At 69.9% G+C, this 18,198-nt stretch carries 13 protein-coding genes and 1 pseudogene; 9 read left to right on the forward strand and 5 right to left on the reverse strand.

What is annotated here, in order from left to right; genetic code table 11:
• The first annotated feature begins 48 nt into the window (after positions 1-48).
• Positions 49-1,089, forward strand: coding sequence for a hypothetical protein (locus tag E4V01_RS01590; protein WP_135297167.1), 1,041 nt, complete (start codon positions 49-51; stop codon positions 1,087-1,089).
• On the opposite strand, the gene E4V01_RS01595 is transcribed toward E4V01_RS01590, so the two are convergent.
• Complete coding sequence (locus E4V01_RS01595; RefSeq protein WP_060769751.1) at positions 1,001-1,948, reverse strand: YihY/virulence factor BrkB family protein; 948 nt, start codon at positions 1,946-1,948, stop codon at positions 1,001-1,003. The two genes, E4V01_RS01590 and E4V01_RS01595, sit on opposite strands and share 89 nt — an antisense overlap.
• Before the next feature lie 107 nt (positions 1,949-2,055).
• Here E4V01_RS01595 and E4V01_RS01600 point away from each other — a divergent pair, with 107 nt between their 5' ends.
• The 3 genes and pseudogenes from E4V01_RS01600 to E4V01_RS01610 all read left to right on the forward strand — a co-directional run bounded on the left by E4V01_RS01600 (position 2,056) and on the right by E4V01_RS01610 (position 7,353).
• Positions 2,056-2,946 carry a DMT family transporter gene (locus E4V01_RS01600; protein ID WP_060769750.1) on the forward strand — a complete coding sequence of 297 codons (891 nt, stop codon included), beginning with the start codon at positions 2,056-2,058 and terminating at the stop codon, positions 2,944-2,946.
• A gap of 162 nt (positions 2,947-3,108) precedes the next feature.
• On the forward strand, positions 3,109-4,797 hold the full coding sequence (locus E4V01_RS01605; protein ID WP_060769749.1) for an acyl-CoA dehydrogenase family protein: 1,689 nt from the start codon (positions 3,109-3,111) through the stop codon (positions 4,795-4,797).
• A 146-nt stretch (positions 4,798-4,943) separates the two neighbouring features.
• Positions 4,944-7,353: pseudogene (locus tag E4V01_RS01610) on the forward strand (putative bifunctional diguanylate cyclase/phosphodiesterase).
• Positions 7,354-7,387: 34 nt separating this feature from the next.
• On the opposite strand, the gene E4V01_RS01615 reads toward E4V01_RS01610, so the two are convergent.
• Both E4V01_RS01615 and E4V01_RS01620 read right to left on the reverse strand, forming a co-directional pair.
• A complete protein-coding gene (locus E4V01_RS01615) occupies positions 7,388-7,579 on the reverse strand; it encodes a hypothetical protein (protein ID WP_060769747.1) in 192 nt (63 codons plus the stop codon).
• Between the two features lie 87 nt (positions 7,580-7,666).
• A complete protein-coding gene (locus E4V01_RS01620; RefSeq protein WP_135297168.1) occupies positions 7,667-8,938 on the reverse strand; it encodes a glycosyltransferase family 4 protein in 1,272 nt (423 codons plus the stop codon).
• Positions 8,939-9,153: 215 nt separating this feature from the next.
• Here E4V01_RS01620 and E4V01_RS01625 point away from each other — a divergent pair, with 215 nt between their 5' ends.
• From E4V01_RS01625 to E4V01_RS01645, 5 genes are all read left to right on the forward strand, one after another.
• Positions 9,154-10,458: a glycosyltransferase gene (locus E4V01_RS01625; RefSeq protein ID WP_135297169.1), complete on the forward strand. Its 1,305-nt coding sequence runs from the start codon at positions 9,154-9,156 to the stop codon at positions 10,456-10,458.
• 229 nt (positions 10,459-10,687) lie between these two features.
• Positions 10,688-11,041, forward strand: coding sequence for a phasin (locus E4V01_RS01630; RefSeq protein WP_060769744.1), 354 nt, complete (start codon positions 10,688-10,690; stop codon positions 11,039-11,041).
• 163 nt (positions 11,042-11,204) lie between these two features.
• Entirely contained in the window at positions 11,205-11,948 is a 744-nt protein-coding gene (locus E4V01_RS01635; protein ID WP_135297170.1) for a phasin family protein, read from the forward strand.
• A gap of 329 nt (positions 11,949-12,277) precedes the next feature.
• Complete coding sequence (locus E4V01_RS01640) at positions 12,278-13,744, forward strand: DegQ family serine endoprotease (protein WP_060769742.1); 1,467 nt, start codon at positions 12,278-12,280, stop codon at positions 13,742-13,744.
• A gap of 286 nt (positions 13,745-14,030) precedes the next feature.
• The gene (locus E4V01_RS01645; RefSeq protein ID WP_060769741.1) at positions 14,031-14,282 is read left to right on the forward strand and encodes a hypothetical protein; all 252 of its coding nucleotides are present in this window, start codon (positions 14,031-14,033) and stop codon (positions 14,280-14,282) included.
• A gap of 122 nt (positions 14,283-14,404) precedes the next feature.
• On the opposite strand, the gene E4V01_RS01650 is transcribed toward E4V01_RS01645, so the two are convergent.
• Entirely contained in the window at positions 14,405-14,635 is a 231-nt protein-coding gene (locus E4V01_RS01650; RefSeq protein WP_003597189.1) for a hypothetical protein, read from the reverse strand.
• A gap of 91 nt (positions 14,636-14,726) precedes the next feature.
• The gene (locus E4V01_RS01655; RefSeq protein WP_135297171.1) at positions 14,727-17,795 is read right to left on the reverse strand and encodes a glycosyltransferase; all 3,069 of its coding nucleotides are present in this window, start codon (positions 17,793-17,795) and stop codon (positions 14,727-14,729) included.
• Positions 17,796-18,198 lie beyond the last annotated feature (403 nt).

Consider the following 18,198-nt stretch of genomic DNA (forward strand, 5'->3'; position numbering starts at 1 on the left):
GAGAGGGTTTTCCTGGCCGGCAGTTCGGCCACCCGCTAAAACCGGCGCATGACCTCCACCCCCGACCCGGCCGCCGACGTGTACGAGGGCCGGGACGGCTGGCTGTTCCTGATCCGCGGCAACAACCGGGTGCTGGAACAATATGGCCGGCCGGGCGTGTCCCGCGCCACGCTGTGGCGCTGGCGGCGGCTCATCGAGACCCGCATGCGGCGCTGCGCCCGGCTTGGCGCGACCTACCTCCACGCCCTCGCCCCGGAAAAGCTCACCGTCTATCCCGAGTGGGCCGAGGGGCTCGCCTTCGATCCGGCCCGCGCCCCCGCGCTCCGGCTCGCCCGCTGGCTCACCGCCTCGCCGGGTTCCCGCGCCTGGGTCGATCTCACGGGCGCCTTCCGCGCGGCGAAGGACGGCCCGCCGCTCTACCTGCGCACCGACACCCACTGGACGCATCAAGGCTGCGCGCTGGCCTACCGCACGATCCTGGCGCGGATGGGCGTGCCCGCGCGCGCCGACATCGAGGCCCGGCGCGAGCGCATCGCCCTCCCCTTCACGGGCGATCTCGGCCTGAAGTTCATGCCCCACCGCTCGGAATGGGCGGAAGGCAGCGCGATCGCGAGCGAGGCCCGGCGCATCCATGCCAATGCCCTGCTGCTGGAGATGGAGGCGCTCGGGCGCGGCGGCGACGCCCATCTCGGCGCACACGCGGTGTTCCGCAACGACGATCCGGGGGCCGATCCGCGCCGCCTCGTGATCTTCGGCGATTCCTACGCGCAGCACACCACCCACAGCCCGGTCGCGACGCTCACCGCGCTCTTGGCCGACACCTTCCGCGAAGTGCATTTCCTATGGTCGACGGGGATCGACTGGCACTATCTCGAAGCCGTCCGCCCCGATTTCGTCCTCGGCGAGATGGCCGAGCGCTTCGTGATCGACCTGCCGCCCCACGGCATCCGCATCGAGCGGCTCGCGGAACTGGCCCGCGAGCGCAAGCTGATGGGCGAGATCACGGCAGCGGATGCGCGCTCACCCGCGCCGCTTCCGCCTGCCGCGCCCGCATCCGCCCCTGAAGCCGCTGACGCCGCGCCGCGATGACCGTGCCGTTCACCTCGCCGCCGAACAGGAACATCGCCGCCAGCCAGTAGAGGAACACGAGGAAGATCATCGCGGTGGCGAGGCCCCCGTAGGTCGAGGCGTAGGCGTTCGAGAAGCGGTCGAGATAGTAGCCGAAGCCGAGGCCGGCGAGGAACCACAGGCCCAGCGTCACGGCGATGCCCGGCAGCACCGCCAGCACCGGCCGCCGCCCGGCCGCGACGAATTTGTGCGCGATCACCAGCACCAGCGCGATCAGGAAGGCGGTGACGCCGATGCGGCCGATGGCGACGGTGAGCGCCAGCGGCTCCAGCCCCGGCGCGACGAAGACGAGCTGGCGCCAGATCAACGGCCCGAGCACCACGAGCAGCGCGAAGGCCAGCATCGCGAAGGCGCCGCAGACGACGTAGGCAATCGATTCGAGCCGGGTGAGCCACCACGGCCGCATCTCGCGGATGCCGTAGGCGCGGTTGAGACCGACCCGCAGCGACTCGACCCCGGAGGACGAGAAGTAGAGCGCCAGCAGCGCGCCGATCGTCAGCACGCCGCCGCGCTGCTCGGTGAGCAGGCGGTGGACCTCGCCGACGATGGGTTTGGCGACCTCCCGCGGCACCGCGTCGAAGATCAGCGTGCCGGCCTCGTCCGCCAGCGACTTGCTGCCGATCAGGCCGGCGAGCGCCGCGAGCAGGATCAGGAACGGGAACAGCGAGGTCAGCATCGACAGCGCGATGTGGCTGGCGATCGCCCAACCGTCATGGGCGACGAAGCGCTGCGCGGCGATGCCCGTCACGTCGAGAATCTTTTTTAGGCGGCTCAAGGGAGGAGACGGCTTCTTCGGCTGAGTCGAGGCGGGCCGCTCCATACGGGCCAATGGGCGGTGCGCGTCAATCTCGGGCGCGGGCCGAGCATGGCCGCCCTCAGGTTTCTCCGATTGCCATGAGGTCGGTTGCGTGCTGCCTGCCGGGCGCCATGTCGAGCCTTCTTTCCAGCCTGATCCCGGCCGCCTTCGTGCTGATCTGGGCGAGCGGTTTCGTCGCCGCCCGCTACGTGGCGCCCTATGCCGAGCCGCTGGCCTTCGTCGCCCTGCGGCTGGCCCTGGTCGCGCTCGTTCTGGCCGGCATCGCCTTCGTCCTGCGCGCCCGATGGCCCCGCAAGGGCGCCGGCTGGCGCGACGGGATGGTCGCGGGCGTGCTGATGCAGGGTATCTATGTCGCCGGGGTGTTCTGGTCGGTGCATCGCGGCCTGCCCGCCGGCATCGCCGCGCTGGTCGGCAGCCTCCAGCCGCTCCTCACCGCGGCCGCCTCGCAGCCGCTGCTCGGCGAGCGGGTCGCGCCGCGACGCTGGGCGGGCATCGGGCTCGGCTTCCTCGGCGCGGGGCTGGTGCTCGCGCCGAAGCTCGGGGCGGTCGATGCCGCCGGCATCCCGCCGGACGCGCTCGCGGTGTGCCTCACCGCGATGCTGGCCATGACGGCGGGCACGCTGTGGCAGAAGCGCAAGGGCGCGGGCGCCGACCTCGTCACCAATGCCTGCCTGCAATTCATCGGCGGCACCGCCTTCGCGATCCCGCTCGCTCTGATCGCCGGCGAGACGCATCTGAGCCCGAGCCTGCCGCTCGGCCTCGGCATGGCGTGGTCGGTCCTCGTCAACTCCGTCGGCGGCATCCTGCTGCTGCTGGCGCTGATCCGGCGCGGCGCGGTGGCCGGCGTCGCCTCGCTGCTCTTCCTCGTGCCGCCGGTTTCGGCGGCGATCGCCTACGTGATGTTCGGCGAGGCGCTGACCCCGGTGCAGATCGCCGGCATGGTGGTGGCGGCCGCCGGCGTCGGCTTGGCGAGCGGACCTCAGACTCGCGCAACACGGTGAACCGTATGATGAATTCAGCCTAAAGACAGGGGATGCGGCGATGAGAAACCACTATTGTGCCGGCGATCCGACCTATAAAGGAAGCATCTGACCGTTTTCCTGAGAACCGCGCTCCGTGATGCCATCCACTTCGGCTCGGAGCGCTTGAGAAGAGAGTCCCACATGGCAGCTTCCCCCGCCGTCCAGCCCGCCAACGACCCGAACGATTTCGTCGCCCTGGCCAAGGACGCCGCCGCGGGCGCCAAGGCCCTCGTCGCCGAGGCGACCGCCCGCGTGAAGGCGCGCGTGACGGGCCCCGAGGGCAAGCTCGACGCGGGCGCGCTGGAGCGCGAGCAGCACGCCGCCCACGGCCTCTCCTGGCTCGCCACCTACGGCGAGGCGGTGCGCGAACTCGCCGACTACGCCGAGCGGCTTCAGGGCGAGGGCAGCTTCGGCGAGACCGAGGCGCTGCTCGTGAAGATCGGCATCGGCGAATATCTCGACCAGATGTTCGGCGGCATCCCGATGAGCCAGGGCGAGATGGTCCGCCCGACCGCGCTCGGCTTCACCGCCGCCGAACTCGCCGGTCTGCGCACGCCGGCGATCGACGCCATGGTGGCCGAGGGCAACACGCCCGCCAACCGCGCCGCGCTGGTGGCCAAGATCCGCGAGGCCACGAGCGCGGGTGCGGCGACCATCGGCGCTTCGGGCCTCGACGAGGACATGGAGGCGATCCGCTCCGAGATGCGCCGCTTCGGCAAGGCCGAGGTGGTGGAACAGGCCCATGAGTGGCACCTCGAGAACGCCTACATCCCGATGTCGATCATCGAGAAGATGGCCGAACTCGGCGTGTTCGGCCTCACCATCCCGGAGGAATACGGCGGCATGGGCATGCCCAAGGCCGCGATGTGCGTGGTCTCGGAGGAGCTGTCGCGCGCCTATATCGGCGTCGGCTCGCTCGGCACCCGCTCGGAGATCGCCGCCGAACTGATCCTGTGCGGTGGCACGGAGGAGCAGAAGCAGCGCTTCCTGCCGGGCATCGCCAGCGGCGACATCCTGCCGACCGCCGTCTTCACCGAGCCGAACACCGGCTCCGACCTCGCGAGCTTGCGCACCAAGGCCGTCAAGGACGGCGACCAGTGGAAGATCTCGGGCAACAAGACCTGGATCACCCACCCCGTGCGCGCCGACATCATGACCGTGCTCGTGCGCACCAAGCCCGAAGAGAAGGGCCACCGCGGCCTCTCGATGCTCATCGCCGAGAAGCCCCGCGGCACGGACGAGGAGCCCTTCCCGGTCGAGGGCCTGTCGGGCGGCGAGATCGAGGTGCTCGGCTACCGCGGCATGAAGGAGTACGAACTCTCCTTCGAGGATTTCGCGGTGCCGGCCAACAACCTGCTCGGCGAGATCGAGGGCAAGGGGTTCGCCCAGCTCATGCAGACCTTCGAGTCGGCCCGCATCCAGACCGCGGCCCGCGCCATCGGCGTGGCGCAGTCGGCCCTCGATATCGGCCTGCGCTACGCCGAGGAGCGGGTGCAGTTCGGCAAGGCGCTGGTCGAGTTCCCGCGCGTGGCCGACAAGCTCGCGATGATGGCGGTGGAGATCAACATCGCCCGCCAGCTCACCTACTTCTCCGCCCGCGAGAAGGACGAGGGCAAGCGCTGCGACCTCGAGGCCGGCATGGCCAAGCTGCTCGGCGCCCGCGTCGCCTGGGCGGCGGCCGACAACGCCCTGCAGATCCACGGCGGCAACGGCTTCGCGCTGGAATACAAGATCAGCCGCGTGCTCTGCGACGCGCGCATCCTCTCGATCTTCGAGGGTGCCGCCGAGATCCAGGCCCAGGTCATCGCCCGGCGCCTGCTGGAGCAATAATCAAGACACAACGCGCCCTCGGTCGGCACTATACTGGTCGAGGGCGACCCATCATTTCGATCCGGCCTGAAGAGCCGGCTCATATACTCCCCCTCAACGAATGATGGCTAGGCCGTGATCCGATCCTCTCGGAGCACGGCTTTCGCTTGCCCATCCCGATATCAGACGCGTACGCCGCCGCGCTGGTCCAGCACTGGCGCAGTTGCCGGCCCCGTCCCGGAGCGATGCCGGCTTACGATGCCGTCGTCCTGGGCAGGCTCGGCCGCCTGGCCGACCGCTGCGCCCTGGTCGCCACCCGCGAGGGCCGGGCCGAGCGCATCCTCTGGGGTGGTCCGGGATTTCGCGACTGGTTCGACGACGAGATCCGCGACCGGCCGCTCGTGCAGATGCCCGACGAGATCCGCCGGCCGATCGAGGAGATCGGGGTCGCCGCCCTGCGCACCGGCGAGCCCGCCGGGGCCCGATGCGACCGCATCACCGATGGTGTCGTCACCACTTGGAATCTCGTCGGCGTCCCGCTCGCCAACGGCAGCGGAACGCCGCTCCTCCTCGTCCACGTCGATGGTGAGGGCGTGCGCACCGAGCTGATGCAGGCGATGTTCGGCGCGACGGGCCAGGGCCTGATGGCGCTCGGCGCGATCCGCGAGGCATCGGGTGCGGTCGCGGACTTCAAGATCGTCGCCCTCAATCAGGGCGCCGCAGAGATTCTCGGGCGGCCGGTCGCGAGCCTGCAGTGGCAGCGGCTGGGCGATCTCGTCCCGGCGCGGCTCGGTGTGACGCAACGGCTGTCGAGCGTCCTGGGATGCACCGATCGGGCGACGTTCGAACTCGCCGTGCCGCGCGCCGACGGGACGACGCTGCACCTGAAGGTGGAGGCGCAGGCCATCGGCGATCTCGTCGCCGTCGCCATGACCGATGTCGGGGACATCAAGGCGCGCGAGGCCTCGTTTCGCTTCCTGTTCGAGAGCAATCCGCTGCCGATGTGGCTGGTCGATCAGGATTCGGCCCGTTTCGTCGCCGTGAACGAGGCGGCGGTCGCCCATTATGGCTACAGCCGCGAAGCCTTCCTGGCCCGGGGCCTGCCGGACCTGTCGGAGGCCGGATCGTGCGGATTCGCCCGCGACGGCCGCCTGCACCATCATCGTCGGGCCGACGGCTCGTTGATCGAAGTGACGCTGTTCGAGCGCAGCCTTGCCTTCGAGGGCCGGCCGGCGGTGCTCGGCGCGGCCATCGACGTCACCGAGCAGCGCCGCGCCGAGGCGCGCATCACCCACATGGCCCACCACGATGCGCTGACGGGCCTGCCGAACCGGGCGCTGTTCACGACCCGCCTCGCGGAAGTGATCGCCGAGCAGGCCCGCACCGGCGCGGGCGCCGCCCTGCTCTGCCTCGACCTCGACAAGTTCAAGCTCGTCAACGACACCCTCGGCCACCCGGCGGGCGACGCACTGCTCCGCGCGGTGGCGAACCGGGTCACGGCGTGCCTGCGTGGGGAGGATCTGGTCGCACGCCTCGGCGGCGACGAGTTCGCGGTGCTGCTGCGCACCCCCGACGCCGCGACCGTGTCCGCCGTCGCCGGCCGGATCATCGAGGCGTTGTCACGTCCGGTCAGGCTCGGCGACCGGGAGTGCCAGATCGGCGTGAGCATCGGCATCGCAGGCCTGCCCGAGCACGGAACCGATTCCGATACCCTGCTGCGCCACGCCGACCTCGCTCTCTACCGGGCAAAGGCGGATGGCGGCAGCATCGCCCATTGTTTCGAGGCGGCGATGGACAGTTGGGACCGGTCCCGACGCCGACGGGAGGCCGACCTGCACGAGGCCTTCGCCCGGGGCGATCTCGCGCTCGCCTACCAACCGCTCGCGGGCGATCGTCGGGTTCGAGGCGCTGCTGCGCTGGCACCATCCTGTCGAGGGGGCGATCCCGCCGGCCGAATTCGTGCCGCTCGCCGAGGAAGCGGGCCTGATCGTCCCGATCGGCGCCTGGGTCCTGCGGCAAGCCTGCGCCGAGGCGAGCCTGTGGGCCGATCCGGTTCGGATCGCGGTGAACCTCTCGCCGGTGCAGTTCCGCGATCCCGGCCTCGTCGCGACGGTGCGCGAGGCGCTTGCCCTTTCCGGGCTCGCACCACATCGCCTCGAACTGGAGGTAACCGAATCGCTGCTGCTGGCCGCGAGCGAGGCCAACGTCGCGACGCTGCATGCCCTGCGGGATCTCGGCGTCCGGATTGCGATGGACGATTTCGGAACGGGCTATTGCTCGTTGAGCTACTTGCAGAAGTTTCCCTTCGACAAGATCAAGATCGACCGCTCGTTCGTAAGCCGACTCGGCGAGGATCCGCACTCGACCGCGATCGTGCAGGCGGTGATCGGCCTCGGCGCAAGCCTCGGCATCGTCACCGTGGCCGAGGGGGTCGAGACCGAAGCCCAGTTCGCCCATTTGCGGGCCAAGGGCTGCGAGGAGGTGCAGGGCTATTTGTTCGGTCGGCCCATGAATCGGCCAAGCCCCGGCCCGCAGGCCGTCGGGCCGATTCGGCGGGAACCGGACGTCGCAGCGTGAGGCGGAAGGGCGGGCGGGTCGCCCACCCAGCCCCTTACTTCGTGATCTTCACCGAGACCGGATCGCTCGACGGGAAGGTCTCTTCCAACGCCTCGTCGAGGCGCTCGTCCTTCTCGTCCTTCTGGTTCTCGGCCAGTGACTTGTCGCCTTTGCCGTCCCGCTGGCCGTCCTGCTGGAAGCCTTTGGGCTTGGTCTCGTCGGTCGGCTGCTTGGTGGTCTCGGACATGGGGATCGGTCTCCGTTGTCGGGCGCGCCGCGTGTCGCGGCCTTCATGCGCACCAACGCGAGGCGGGCGTTCCTGTTGCGTCGCGGCTCACAGGCCGGCGGACGCCGCGCCGCGCAAGCCCGGTCCCTCGACTGGGCGAAAAGCAGGCGCCTCGCGCATCACGAGGCCGTAGACCTGCTCCAGCCGGTCGAGATGCGCATCGACGCTGAGCGGCGCCGACCAGTAGCGCTCGTAGGCGCGCTCGGCCATGCGGGCGGCGAGCGCGTCGTCCGACAGCCGCGTGAGATGGGCGGCGAGCGCGCCGGCATCGCCCGAGCGGAACCAGAACCCGTTCTCGCCGTCCTCCACCGCCTCGCGCCCGGCGCAGGCATCGGAGACGATGACCGGGCAGCCGCAGGCGAGCGCTTCGTAGACCGTGAGGGGCTGGCCCTCGTACCAGATGCTCGGGAACACCAGGGCGCGGGCGCACCGCATCAGGGCCTGCACCTCGGGCCCGGTCTTCCAGCCGAGCATCACCGCCTCGGGATAGCGCGCCTTCAGTTCCGCCGCGTTCGGACCGTCGCCGACGAAAACCGGGCGGAGTCCGGCCCGCCGCGCCGCCTCGGCGAAGACCGGCGCGCCCTTCTCCGTCGAGATGCGGCCGACGAACAGGACATCACCGCGTCCCTCGTGCGCAGGCGGCTGCCGCTCGACCGAGATCGGGTTGTCGATCCGGTGGAACACCGTGCGCGGAGGCAGGAGCGGCGCGATCACCCGCTCTTGGAGCGCGCTGATCGTGACCACATGGCGGAACAGGTTGGGCAGGCCGGCGACGTGTTCCAGGCCGAGATGGCGCACCACCCGCAGGAGCTTGCGCGGGTAGGAGCGCGCGTCGCAATTCGTGGTGAGGCAGGCCGCCGACATCGGGGTGCGGTGGCAGATCCGGTCGGCCGGATATTCGTAGAAGCCGCCATTGGGGCAGACGAGGAAGAACTCGTGCATCGTGTAGAGGCACGGGAGACCCGAGCGCCGGATCGCCGTACCGATCGAGGGCGAGAGGGCCTTGGCGAAGGCGTGGACATGCACCAGCGTGTCGCGGGGATCGCACAGCGTCAGTTCCGCGGCGAGGCGGGCGGTGGCGCTACGGTTCCAGATCGCCTGGGCGGCAAAAGCGAGCTTGTTGGTGGTGGAGGCGATGTCGTCCTGCCCGAGGCAGACCACCCGCGCCCCGCTCTCGGCGAGCCGGGGATCGACCGGGCCGACCGCGGCGAACACCGTGACCCGGTGGCCGCGCTGGCGCAGGCCCACGGCGGAATCGAGAGCGACCTTGGCTTGGCCGCCATTGATATGGGCATGGTCGAGAACGAGGACGACGTGCACGGCGATTCCCGCTCCCTCGCCACCTCGTGACACGCCCGATGCACGGTGTCTCACGGAGGATCGGTGTTTCGCCGACGTTTACCAGCCGGCAGTTGATCTCCCGTAAACCCTGAACGGACACGCGCCGCGCCAGGGCGGCCTCACCGCGAGAGCATCGTTTCGTCCGGAAAATCGCTTTTCGGGACGGTGCCCGCGCTTCCGGACGGGGCGCTTCCATGCACGTCGTGATTCTCGCCGAATTCGCCGCGGCGAGCGGGGGGGCCGAGAAGGTTGCGGTGGAATCCGCCCGCGGCCTCGCGGAGGCGGGCGCGGTGGTGACCTACATCCAGGCGATCACCGGACCCGTCGATCCGCTGCTCGACCATCCGCGCCTGCACCGCATCGACCTCGGCCTGCCGGATGTGTGGTCGCTGCCGGCATGGCGCGGCGCGGCCTCGGGAATCTGGAACGGCGAGGCCGCCGCGCGGCTCGCGAGCGCGCTCGACGGCCTGCCGATGCCGCCCGACTGTCTTCACCTCCACCAGTGGACCCGCGCGCTCTCCCCCGCCGTGCTGCCGGTGCTGCTCGGCCGCGGCGTTCCCCTGGTGCTGACGCTGCACGATTACGCCCTCACCTGTCCGAACGGTGTCGATTACCGCTTCGATCGGGCCGAGCCCTGCGCGCTCGTCCCGCTCTCCGGCGCCTGCCTTGGGGCCGCCTGCGATCCGAAGAGCCGGCTGCACAAGCTGGTGCGGGTCGGTCGCGCCGCCGCCCTGCGGGTCGCGGCGCGAGGGTCTGACCTTGACGTCATCCATGTCTGCGACGGCAGCCGGGCGCGGGTGGCGGGACGGTCCGGGGCCCTGCGCCTGCGCCATCACCGCATCGACAACCCGGTGCGGGTGGAGAAGCGGGCGCCGGCCATGCCGGCTTCGGGCGATGCGATCGTCTATGTCGGCCGCCTGACTCCGGAGAAGGGCGCCGATCTCGTCGCCGAGGCCGCGCGACAGGCCGGACTGCCCGCGCTGTTCATCGGGGCCGGCCCGCTCGAAGCGCGTCTGCGGGCGGAGGGCGCCGAGGTGCTCGGCTGGAGAAGCCCGGAGGCGGTCGAGGCAATCCTGCGCCGCCGTGCGCGGGCGCTCTGCGCACCCTCGCGCTGGGTCGAGACCGGGCCGCTCACCGTCTACGAGGCACTGGCCCAGGGGATTCCCGTCGTGGCGTCGCGCCGCTCCGGCGCGGCGGAGAAGGTGGCGGACGGGGAGACCGGTTTCGTCGTCGAGCCGGAAGTGGCAGCGCTGGCCGGCGCCTTCGAGGCGCTCAAGGGCGACGCGCTGACCGCCCGCCTCGGCCGGGAGGCCTATGACAGATATTGGCAGGCGCCGCTGACGCTCGCCGCCCACGCTCGTGCCCTGCTGGCGCTGTATCGGCGGATCGGGGACGAATACAAAATGCGGCAGTGCGATATGGCCCCGGCTGCCGCCGAGCCTGTGGTTGTCCATTCCATAGGCAGCACGCTTGGCAAAGGGCGTTTTCCGCTATTATAGTGCCAATTGCCGCGGTGGCCCTTCGGACTGTCACGCGGTGGAATCATAATTTGTAACAAAAGCTTACTTTGATTCGAGGCGCTGCCGGACATTGCAGTTCGATCGCTCGAAACTGTCCTTGACTTTCATGTTGCACCGCAACATATGAGGTGTGGGCCGGTTAGCCGCGGGGATGCTCTGTACGCTCCCCGACACCAAATTCTCCCGGTCCGTCTGACAGGAGAGACAGATGAGCACCCAGAGCTTCGAGATCCCCGCCGAGTTCCGCGACTTCGCCGACAAGAGCGTCGATCAGGCTCGCAACGCCTTCGGCACCTTCCTGAACGGTGCGGTGAAGACCTCCGAGCAGCTCCGGAACTCGGCCTCGACCGTCCAGTCGACGCTGAACGCGGCGGTTCTCAAGAGCCTCGACCACGTCAAGGCCAACGCCGACACCACCTTCGACTACGTGCAGCGCGTCGTGCGCGCGAAGGACCCGCGCGAGGCCTTCGAGATCCAGTCCGAGTTCCTGAAGACCCAGTTCGCCGCGTTCCAGGCCCAGGCCAAGGAATACGGTGCCCTCGCTCAGAGCACCGCCCGCTAATCCGGTCCGGCTGCGGGCTCCGGCCCGTCGGGGAGCATGAGAGGCCGAATCCGCGATGAGCGGGCTCGGCACACTCGTGCTCCGACGCTATGCTCCGTCGCAGCGCTCCGGGCTCGGCTCGGATCCGCGCTGAGGCAGAGGGTTTCGAACGAGGAGAAGGCCCATGTCGTCGAGCCGCCGCAGGGGACGCTCACCCGGAGCGCCCGCCACCACCCAGCCGCCGACCGTCACCGCAACTCCGGCCGAGGTGGCCGACACGCTGTTGGCCGAGACGCCGGCCGACGAGGGCACGGAGCCTGAGACGGACGTGCCGGAGACCGCCGAGGTTCAGGCCGCGGAAGCGGCAGAGCCTCCCGCAGACGATGCTGCGGTCGAAGCCGTCGAAGCGTCCGGGGAGCCCGCCCCGGCCGAGCCGCAGTCCGATGCGGACGAGCAGCCGGACAAGTCTTCCGATACGTCTCCCGAGGAGACGGTCACAGCTGCGTCGGAGCAGGCGCCCGCCCTGTCCGCCGAACCGGCAACCATTGCATCCGAGGCGGTCGAAACCGTCGAGACGGCGACCGAGACGCTCGCCCAGACGGCGCTGCTGCCGACGACTCTGGCCGAGACCAAGCCGTCCGACGACGCCCGGCCCAAGAGGCACAGCGTCCGCATCGGCGTGAACTTCGCTTTCGCGCCCACTCTCGCGCCGCTCACCGAGATCAATGCCAAGCTGTTCGCCTTCGCGCGCGGCGAGAGCGAAGCGGTGCTCGCCCATTTCCAGGCTCTGGCCCAAGCCAAGTCACCGGCGGAGGCGATCCGCCTTCAGGTCACGGAGATGCAGCGCGCCGCCGACGCCTCGTTGAGCTGCTTCAGCGCGATCGTCCGCAGCGCCAACCGCCTGCACGACACCGCCCGCCGGCACTGAAACCAGAACCGGCCGAGGCATGAGATCGGGGCAGTCGCCATCGGGCGGCTGCCCCTTTTTCGTCAGTCCCCGCGCGGCCAACCGGCGGTGAAAAGCCCCCCGCGTCGTGAGCTCCAGCTGTGCCTGAGCAGAGCCGGAGCCGACCGAGGACAAGGCCTTCCCGGAGGCGGGCACCGGCATTTGGGTCGGGCAGGACGGCAAGGCGCACGCAGCCGGCATCGCATCGGCGGCCCATGCCGCATGCGCGGACGCTGCGCCAGCCCCTCGCGCGCTGCGGTCCCAGGGTCTACATACCCCGCCACCGCTCCAGCGACCTCCGGAGACCTCGCATGCCCTCCTCGCCGCTCCTGCCGGCCTGCCTCGTATCCGTGCTACTCGCCACCGCGCCCGCGAGCGCGCAGATGGCGAACACGCCCGGAAAGCCCGCCGCGGAGAAGGCCTCCCCGGACAAGGCGGTGCCGCTCTCGAAGGGTGAGATCCAGCTCTCCTTCGCCCCCGTGGTGAAGCGGGCGGCACCCTCCGTGGTCAACGTCTATGCCTCCCATGTCGAGAAGCGCTCCGCGCGCTCCAACGCCATGGAGGAGTTCATGCGCCGCTTCTTCGGCGAGGACCGTCCGGGCCGCGGCCCCAGCGGCATGCCCGGCGAGCGGGCGCAGCGCTCCCTGGGCTCGGGCGTGATCGTCGACGGCTCGGGCCTCGTCATCACCAACAACCACGTCATCGAGAACATGAACGAGGTGAAGGTGGCGCTCGCCGACAAGCGCGAATTCGAGGCGCAGATCGTGCTGCGCGACCCCCGCACCGATCTCGCCGTGCTCAAGATCAAGGGCCCGGCCGACATCGCCTCGATGCCGATCGGCGATTCCGACCACTTGGAGGTCGGCGACTTCGTGATGGCGATCGGCAACCCCTTCGGTGTCGGTCAGACGGTGACGCAGGGCATCGTCTCGGCGCTCGCCCGCACCCAGGTCGGATCGTCGGACTACCAGTTCTTCATCCAGACCGATGCGGCGATCAATCCAGGCAATTCCGGCGGCGCGCTCGTGGACCTCAAGGGGCATCTCGTCGGCATCAACACCGCGATCTATTCGCAGTCCGGCGGCAGCCACGGCATCGGCTTCGCCATCCCCGCGAGCATGGTCCGCGCCGTGGTGGAAACCGCCAAGAGCGGCGGCAGCCTCGTGCGCCGGCCCTGGCTCGGGGCACGCGTGCAGGGTGTGACCCCGGATATCGCCGAGAGCGTGGGGCTCGACCGGCCGACCGGTGTCCTGGTGGCGAGCATGCAGGCCAAGAGCCCGGCCGAGGAAGCGGGCCTCAAGCGCGGCGACGTGATCCTCACGGTCGATGGACAGACCGTCGAAGATCCGGAAGCCTTCGGCTACCGCTACGCCCTCAAGGGCATTTCCGGCACGGCCGATTTCGGCATCCTGCGCGGCACCAAGCGGCAGACGATCCAGATCAAGCTCGGACCGGCGCCGGAGACGCGGCCCCGCGACAGCCTCAAGGTCCGCACTCGCACGCCGTTCGCGGGCGCGACCTTCGTCAACACCTCGCCCGCGGTGGGCGAGGAGCTTCAGGCGGATCTGCCGGACGAGGGCGTGGCGGTGACCACCGTCGAAGACGGCTCGCTCGCCGGCCGGGCGGGCTTCCGCAAGGGTGACGTGATCGTGGCGATCAACGGCATGCCGATCACCTCGACCAAGGATCTGGAGCGGGTGACGCAACGCAATCTCGGCCTGTGGGAAGTCGCGATCAACCGTGGCGGCGAGGTTCTGACCTCGGTGTTCGGCGGGTAGGCCCACGGGCTTCCACCCGACCGCCTCCCTCGGCGCCTCGGCGAGCGCTCTCTCCGCCTCTGCGGGCGCGGAGCGAGCGATGCCGGGTGCGCTGGCGCTCATCCACGGGCGCGTTCCGGCCCTAAGGTCGCGCTTGGGCTGGCGGGCCAAACGTTCCGTTTCCGATGTTTCGTCGATCACGCGCGACGCAATCCGGTAACCGTACGAGGAAATCCGCCGGCAACCAGGGGTCGGTAGAACCGCCCCACACGAGAGCCGAAGGCTCCGGTCTGGAGGGGCGGACATCATGCGGGACCTGATCAAGATCGCGGCGGCCGGAACGGTGATGGCAGCCTACGCCCTGCTCGCGCCGTCCCTCGTCGAAGCGGTGCCGAGCCCGGCCGGCTCGGCCAAAGCCTTCACCCAGCGCCTGCCGCAAGCGGGTGGCACGGTTCCGGTGAGTGCCCGGATCGACGACGGAGCGCCGGTTCCGGGGCAAGTCGTGGTCACCCGCCGGCCGCTTCTGGTCGGCATCTCGGCGGGCGAAGCCTCCCGATGACCGCCGCGGACACATCGCTGCTCGCGGCGGCGTTCGTGCTCGGCCTCGGAGCGGCCGTTCTCCTCAATGCCCTTCTGACCTGAGTGACTTGATCGGGCCCCGGCGGGCGTCGCGGAGGCTTCTCAGGCGGCCACGCTGGCCAGGGCGTGGCGGTTGCCGTTCAGGCCCGCGCAGAGATCGTCGATCTCGGTCACGTCGAGGGCCTCGCCGCTGCTGGCGGCGATGGTGTCGATCAGGTCGTCCTTGCGCGGGTCGAACGGATGTCCCTGCATCCGGTAGAATTGATAGTAGCGCAACGCCGCCAGGAGCGTGTCGCGTTCGCGGGCGGTCACGTTGAGGTTCTGCGTGGTCATGGGCTTCCCCTTGGCTTGCAACGAACGCCGAGGCGAGACCGCGCGAGACTCGCCTAGCTTGACCGTTGTAGCCGCTGAGTCGCAGCCCCGTCTATGACATGTGGCGGGATCGCGCGGCGCGCAGCCCGTCCCGGTGATCGATCGAAGCGGCCCCTTCCCTCCCCGCCTCGGGCGCGATGTTCGAGAGGGCGGCCGCGTCGAGGCCATAATAATCTTCCAGGATCCGCGGGTAGACGGTCGGCCGAAACGGCTCGCGGGCGGCCCAGAGCGCGTCGATGGGAAGCGCGAGCAGGGCCGCGTTCAGCCGCTGCGGGTCGTCGGCCAGCGCGGGATCGAGGCGATGGCCCGCCCCGCTCGCGCGCAGCCGCTCGGCCTGGGCGCCGAGATCGAACACCACCGGCGGCACCCCGGCCGCCAGGGCCAGCGAGAGCGTGTAGCAGTAGGTCTCCGGCGAGATCGAGGGAAACAGAACGAGGTCGGGATCGAGCCGGGCGATCTCGGTCATCGCCGCCGCGTCGCCACCGTAGGGACCGGTCTCGCGCACGCCCGCCGCCTCCATCGCCCGCGGCTCGGCCGAGTAGCCGATGATCGTGAACGCGATCGGCAGTTGCCGCAGTCTCGCATCGAGGGCGAGGTTGTGGACGACGTCGTAGCCCTTCTGCTGGCCGATCGATCCGATCACCGCGACCCTCAACGGGCCATCCCTCCGCTGGCGCGGACGCGGCTCGATCACGGGAAGCATCTCCTCGTGCGGGCGCAGCACGAGGCAGTCGAGGTGCAGCGTGCTGCCGATTCGATCCGCGAGATCGGCCGAGGGAACATACACCGTCCGGGCGCGGTCGAGGAACCCGGCCCAGTCCCGCCGCCTCTCGGCGGGATCGGGCAACACGATCCCGTCGGCGTCACGATCGAGGCGGATGCAGTCGCGGCATGCGGAGGGCTCCGCCAACCCGCAATAGACGCCGTCGGATCGCACGAGGTTGTTGCGGTGGCAGACCGAGGCGTAGTCGTGCAGCGTCACGTCGTAGCCGGTGCCCGCCTCCTCGACCAGCCGCATCGCCGCGCGAGTCGAGGGGGCATCGAGCCCCGCCAGCGAGTGGACATGCACCATTGCCGGACTGAGCCAGCCGATCAGCTCGGCGAGGAGATCCGCATCCCGGTCGAGGGAGAGCGGGTCGAGGATCGAGACGGGGAAGTCGATCCCGCCCGATCCGGGCAGGCCGAGCCTGAACCCACCGGGCTCGTCGGTGCGCAGATAGACGACGGCGAGACCGGCCTCGGCGAGCCGGAGGCTCAGCGCCTCGATATGGGTCTCGACCCCGCCGCCGAAATCGTGGGTCACGATCAGGGCGATGCCGCGCCCGGCGCTGGCCGTGGCGCGCTTGGCGAAGCGGTAGAGGTCGAGGCGGCGCCGGGCGAAGCGCGCGGGATCGACCTCGATGTGGTTGTGGACCCGGCGCTGGTAGTCGGAGTGCTTGGTCAGGAGGGCACGCAGGATGTCCGCGCCCTTGGTCGCCAGCAGGGCGCCGAAGGAGACGCTGCCGGAATGGAACACGAAGATGTCGTGGGCCAACACATTGGTGAAGCCCGCCTTGAGGGCGCGCATGCAGAAGTCGTTCTCTTCGCCGTAGCCGCGCCCGAAGGTCTCGGCGTCGAGGAGCCCCACCGCCGCGATCGCCTCCCGGCGCATCGCCATGCAGAAGCCGACGCCGGTCGGCACCGGCGAACTCGTGCGGGCGTTGCAGACGCGGGTGAAGGCGTCGATCTCGGCGGGCGTGATCTCGAGCCGGGCCTGGTTGTCGACGTTCGGCCGCGGATAGCTGCAGATCGTGGCGTTGTTGGAGAACGGCGTGACCGTCGCGACACGGGGGTCGGCGTCGAGGTGCCAGAGCAGGCGGTCGAGCCAGTCGCCGTAGACGACGATGTCGGCGTTGAGGAGCACGACATCCTTGCCTGCGGCGAGTTCGAGGCCGCGGTTGCAGGTCCGTACGAAGCCGAGATTCGCCTCGTTGACGAGGTGAGTGAAGAGGCCGCGGCCGCCGAGGTCGGCCAGAGCCGCGCTCAGGCGCGGATCGGGGCTGCAATCGTCGATGACGAGGAGGGCGAAGGCGGTGGCCTGCCCTGCACTCAGCACCGAGTGGATCGCCCGCAGGGTGTCGTCGTAGCCCTTGTAGACGGGCATGATCAGCACGACCCGCGCCGCCGCGATGTCGGCGGCGGGCTTGGCCTGCTCCCACTCGGCCGGCGTCGGCGCGACCTGCGCGGGCCAGGTGCCGAGACCGAACGGTGTCGGCCGGAAGCCGCGCGGCTGACCCACCGCGAGATAGTGGAAGAACGGGTTCACCCCGGCGCCGATCTCCCGCCGGTAGTGCTTCCGGTAGAATCGCACCGAAAAGTCGGGGCTCGGGTCGCGGTCCTCGCGGGCGCCGAAATCGAGGAAATGGCGGACCGGATCGACGCCGGAGCGGCGGATGTCGGGATTGGTGTCGAGGTAGTGCTCCCGGTCGAAGGCCGCCGCCACCGTCTCGTAGATCTGCGCGTCGGAGGCTTCGGCCGGGTCGGCGGGCAGCATTGCGGCCTGCGGCTTGGCGCGCCGCGCGGGCGGGGCTGCAGCCTTCGAGGCCTGGAGCCGTCGCGTCGCGGCAAAATGATAGAGCGGGCTGACGCCGAGGCGCCGCATATGCGCGTGGCGCTGGAGGTAGGCATCACCCGAGAAGGCGTCGTTCGGGTCGAGCCCGCGCCGCCAGCCCTTGGTCAGGTAGTGGGTGAGCGGGTCCTCGCCTGCCTCGAGACCGGCGAGACGGGCATAATACGGCGCATCGAAATAGGGCTCGACCACGCCGGCCTGGAGCGCCGTAAAATCCGGGCCCGGCTGCGTCGCGACCCGCAGCCGCTCGGTCGGCGAGAGCCCCGCATAATGGAGAAGCGGATTGATCGACGCCCGGTCAGCGAGGTGGTAGTCGGCGTAGAACAACGTCGAGAACACCGCGGACGGGTCGCGGCCCTCCAGCCAGCCATGGTCGAGGTAGTGCCGAAGCGGGTCGCCGCCGCCCGAAGCCACGTCGGGATAGGCCGAGCGGTAGAAGGCGGGATCGAAGAAGGGGGCGGCCACCGCGGCATCGCGGCGCTTGGGCCGAAACAGCTTCGGCAGCTTGATCACGGCCACATTCCTCGACAACGCCAAGACCGGGCCCCGCACTGGGATCGGCCCTTCGAAATGCATGGAAACGAAGTGTGGCGCGGCCGGGGCGACATCCTTCCCCTATAGCATCGTACCGAAGGGTAGCGGCCGGCTTCCACGAAAATGACGATGCGCGCGCCGATCGGGTGACGCAGGCGAGGTCGCCCACGCGAGAATGCGCCCGAACCTCTTCCCCCATAGAGGGGTTCGGCTCTAAGAGTGCCTCACAACACTCCCGATCACCGGACGGTTGTTTTCCGGGCGCGACGGCGCAGCGGGAATTTTGTGAGAGACACTCAGCATCGGTGCCGCCTCAGGGGCGGTCAGCAGTGCGGCTTGGCCCCGGGAGGGCACGATTTCGGACGGTCTCTGGTCTTCGGCG

Origin of the sequence: Methylorubrum sp. Q1 (assembly GCF_004683995.1) — a bacterium.
Taxonomy (GTDB): Bacteria; Pseudomonadota; Alphaproteobacteria; order Rhizobiales; family Beijerinckiaceae; genus Methylobacterium.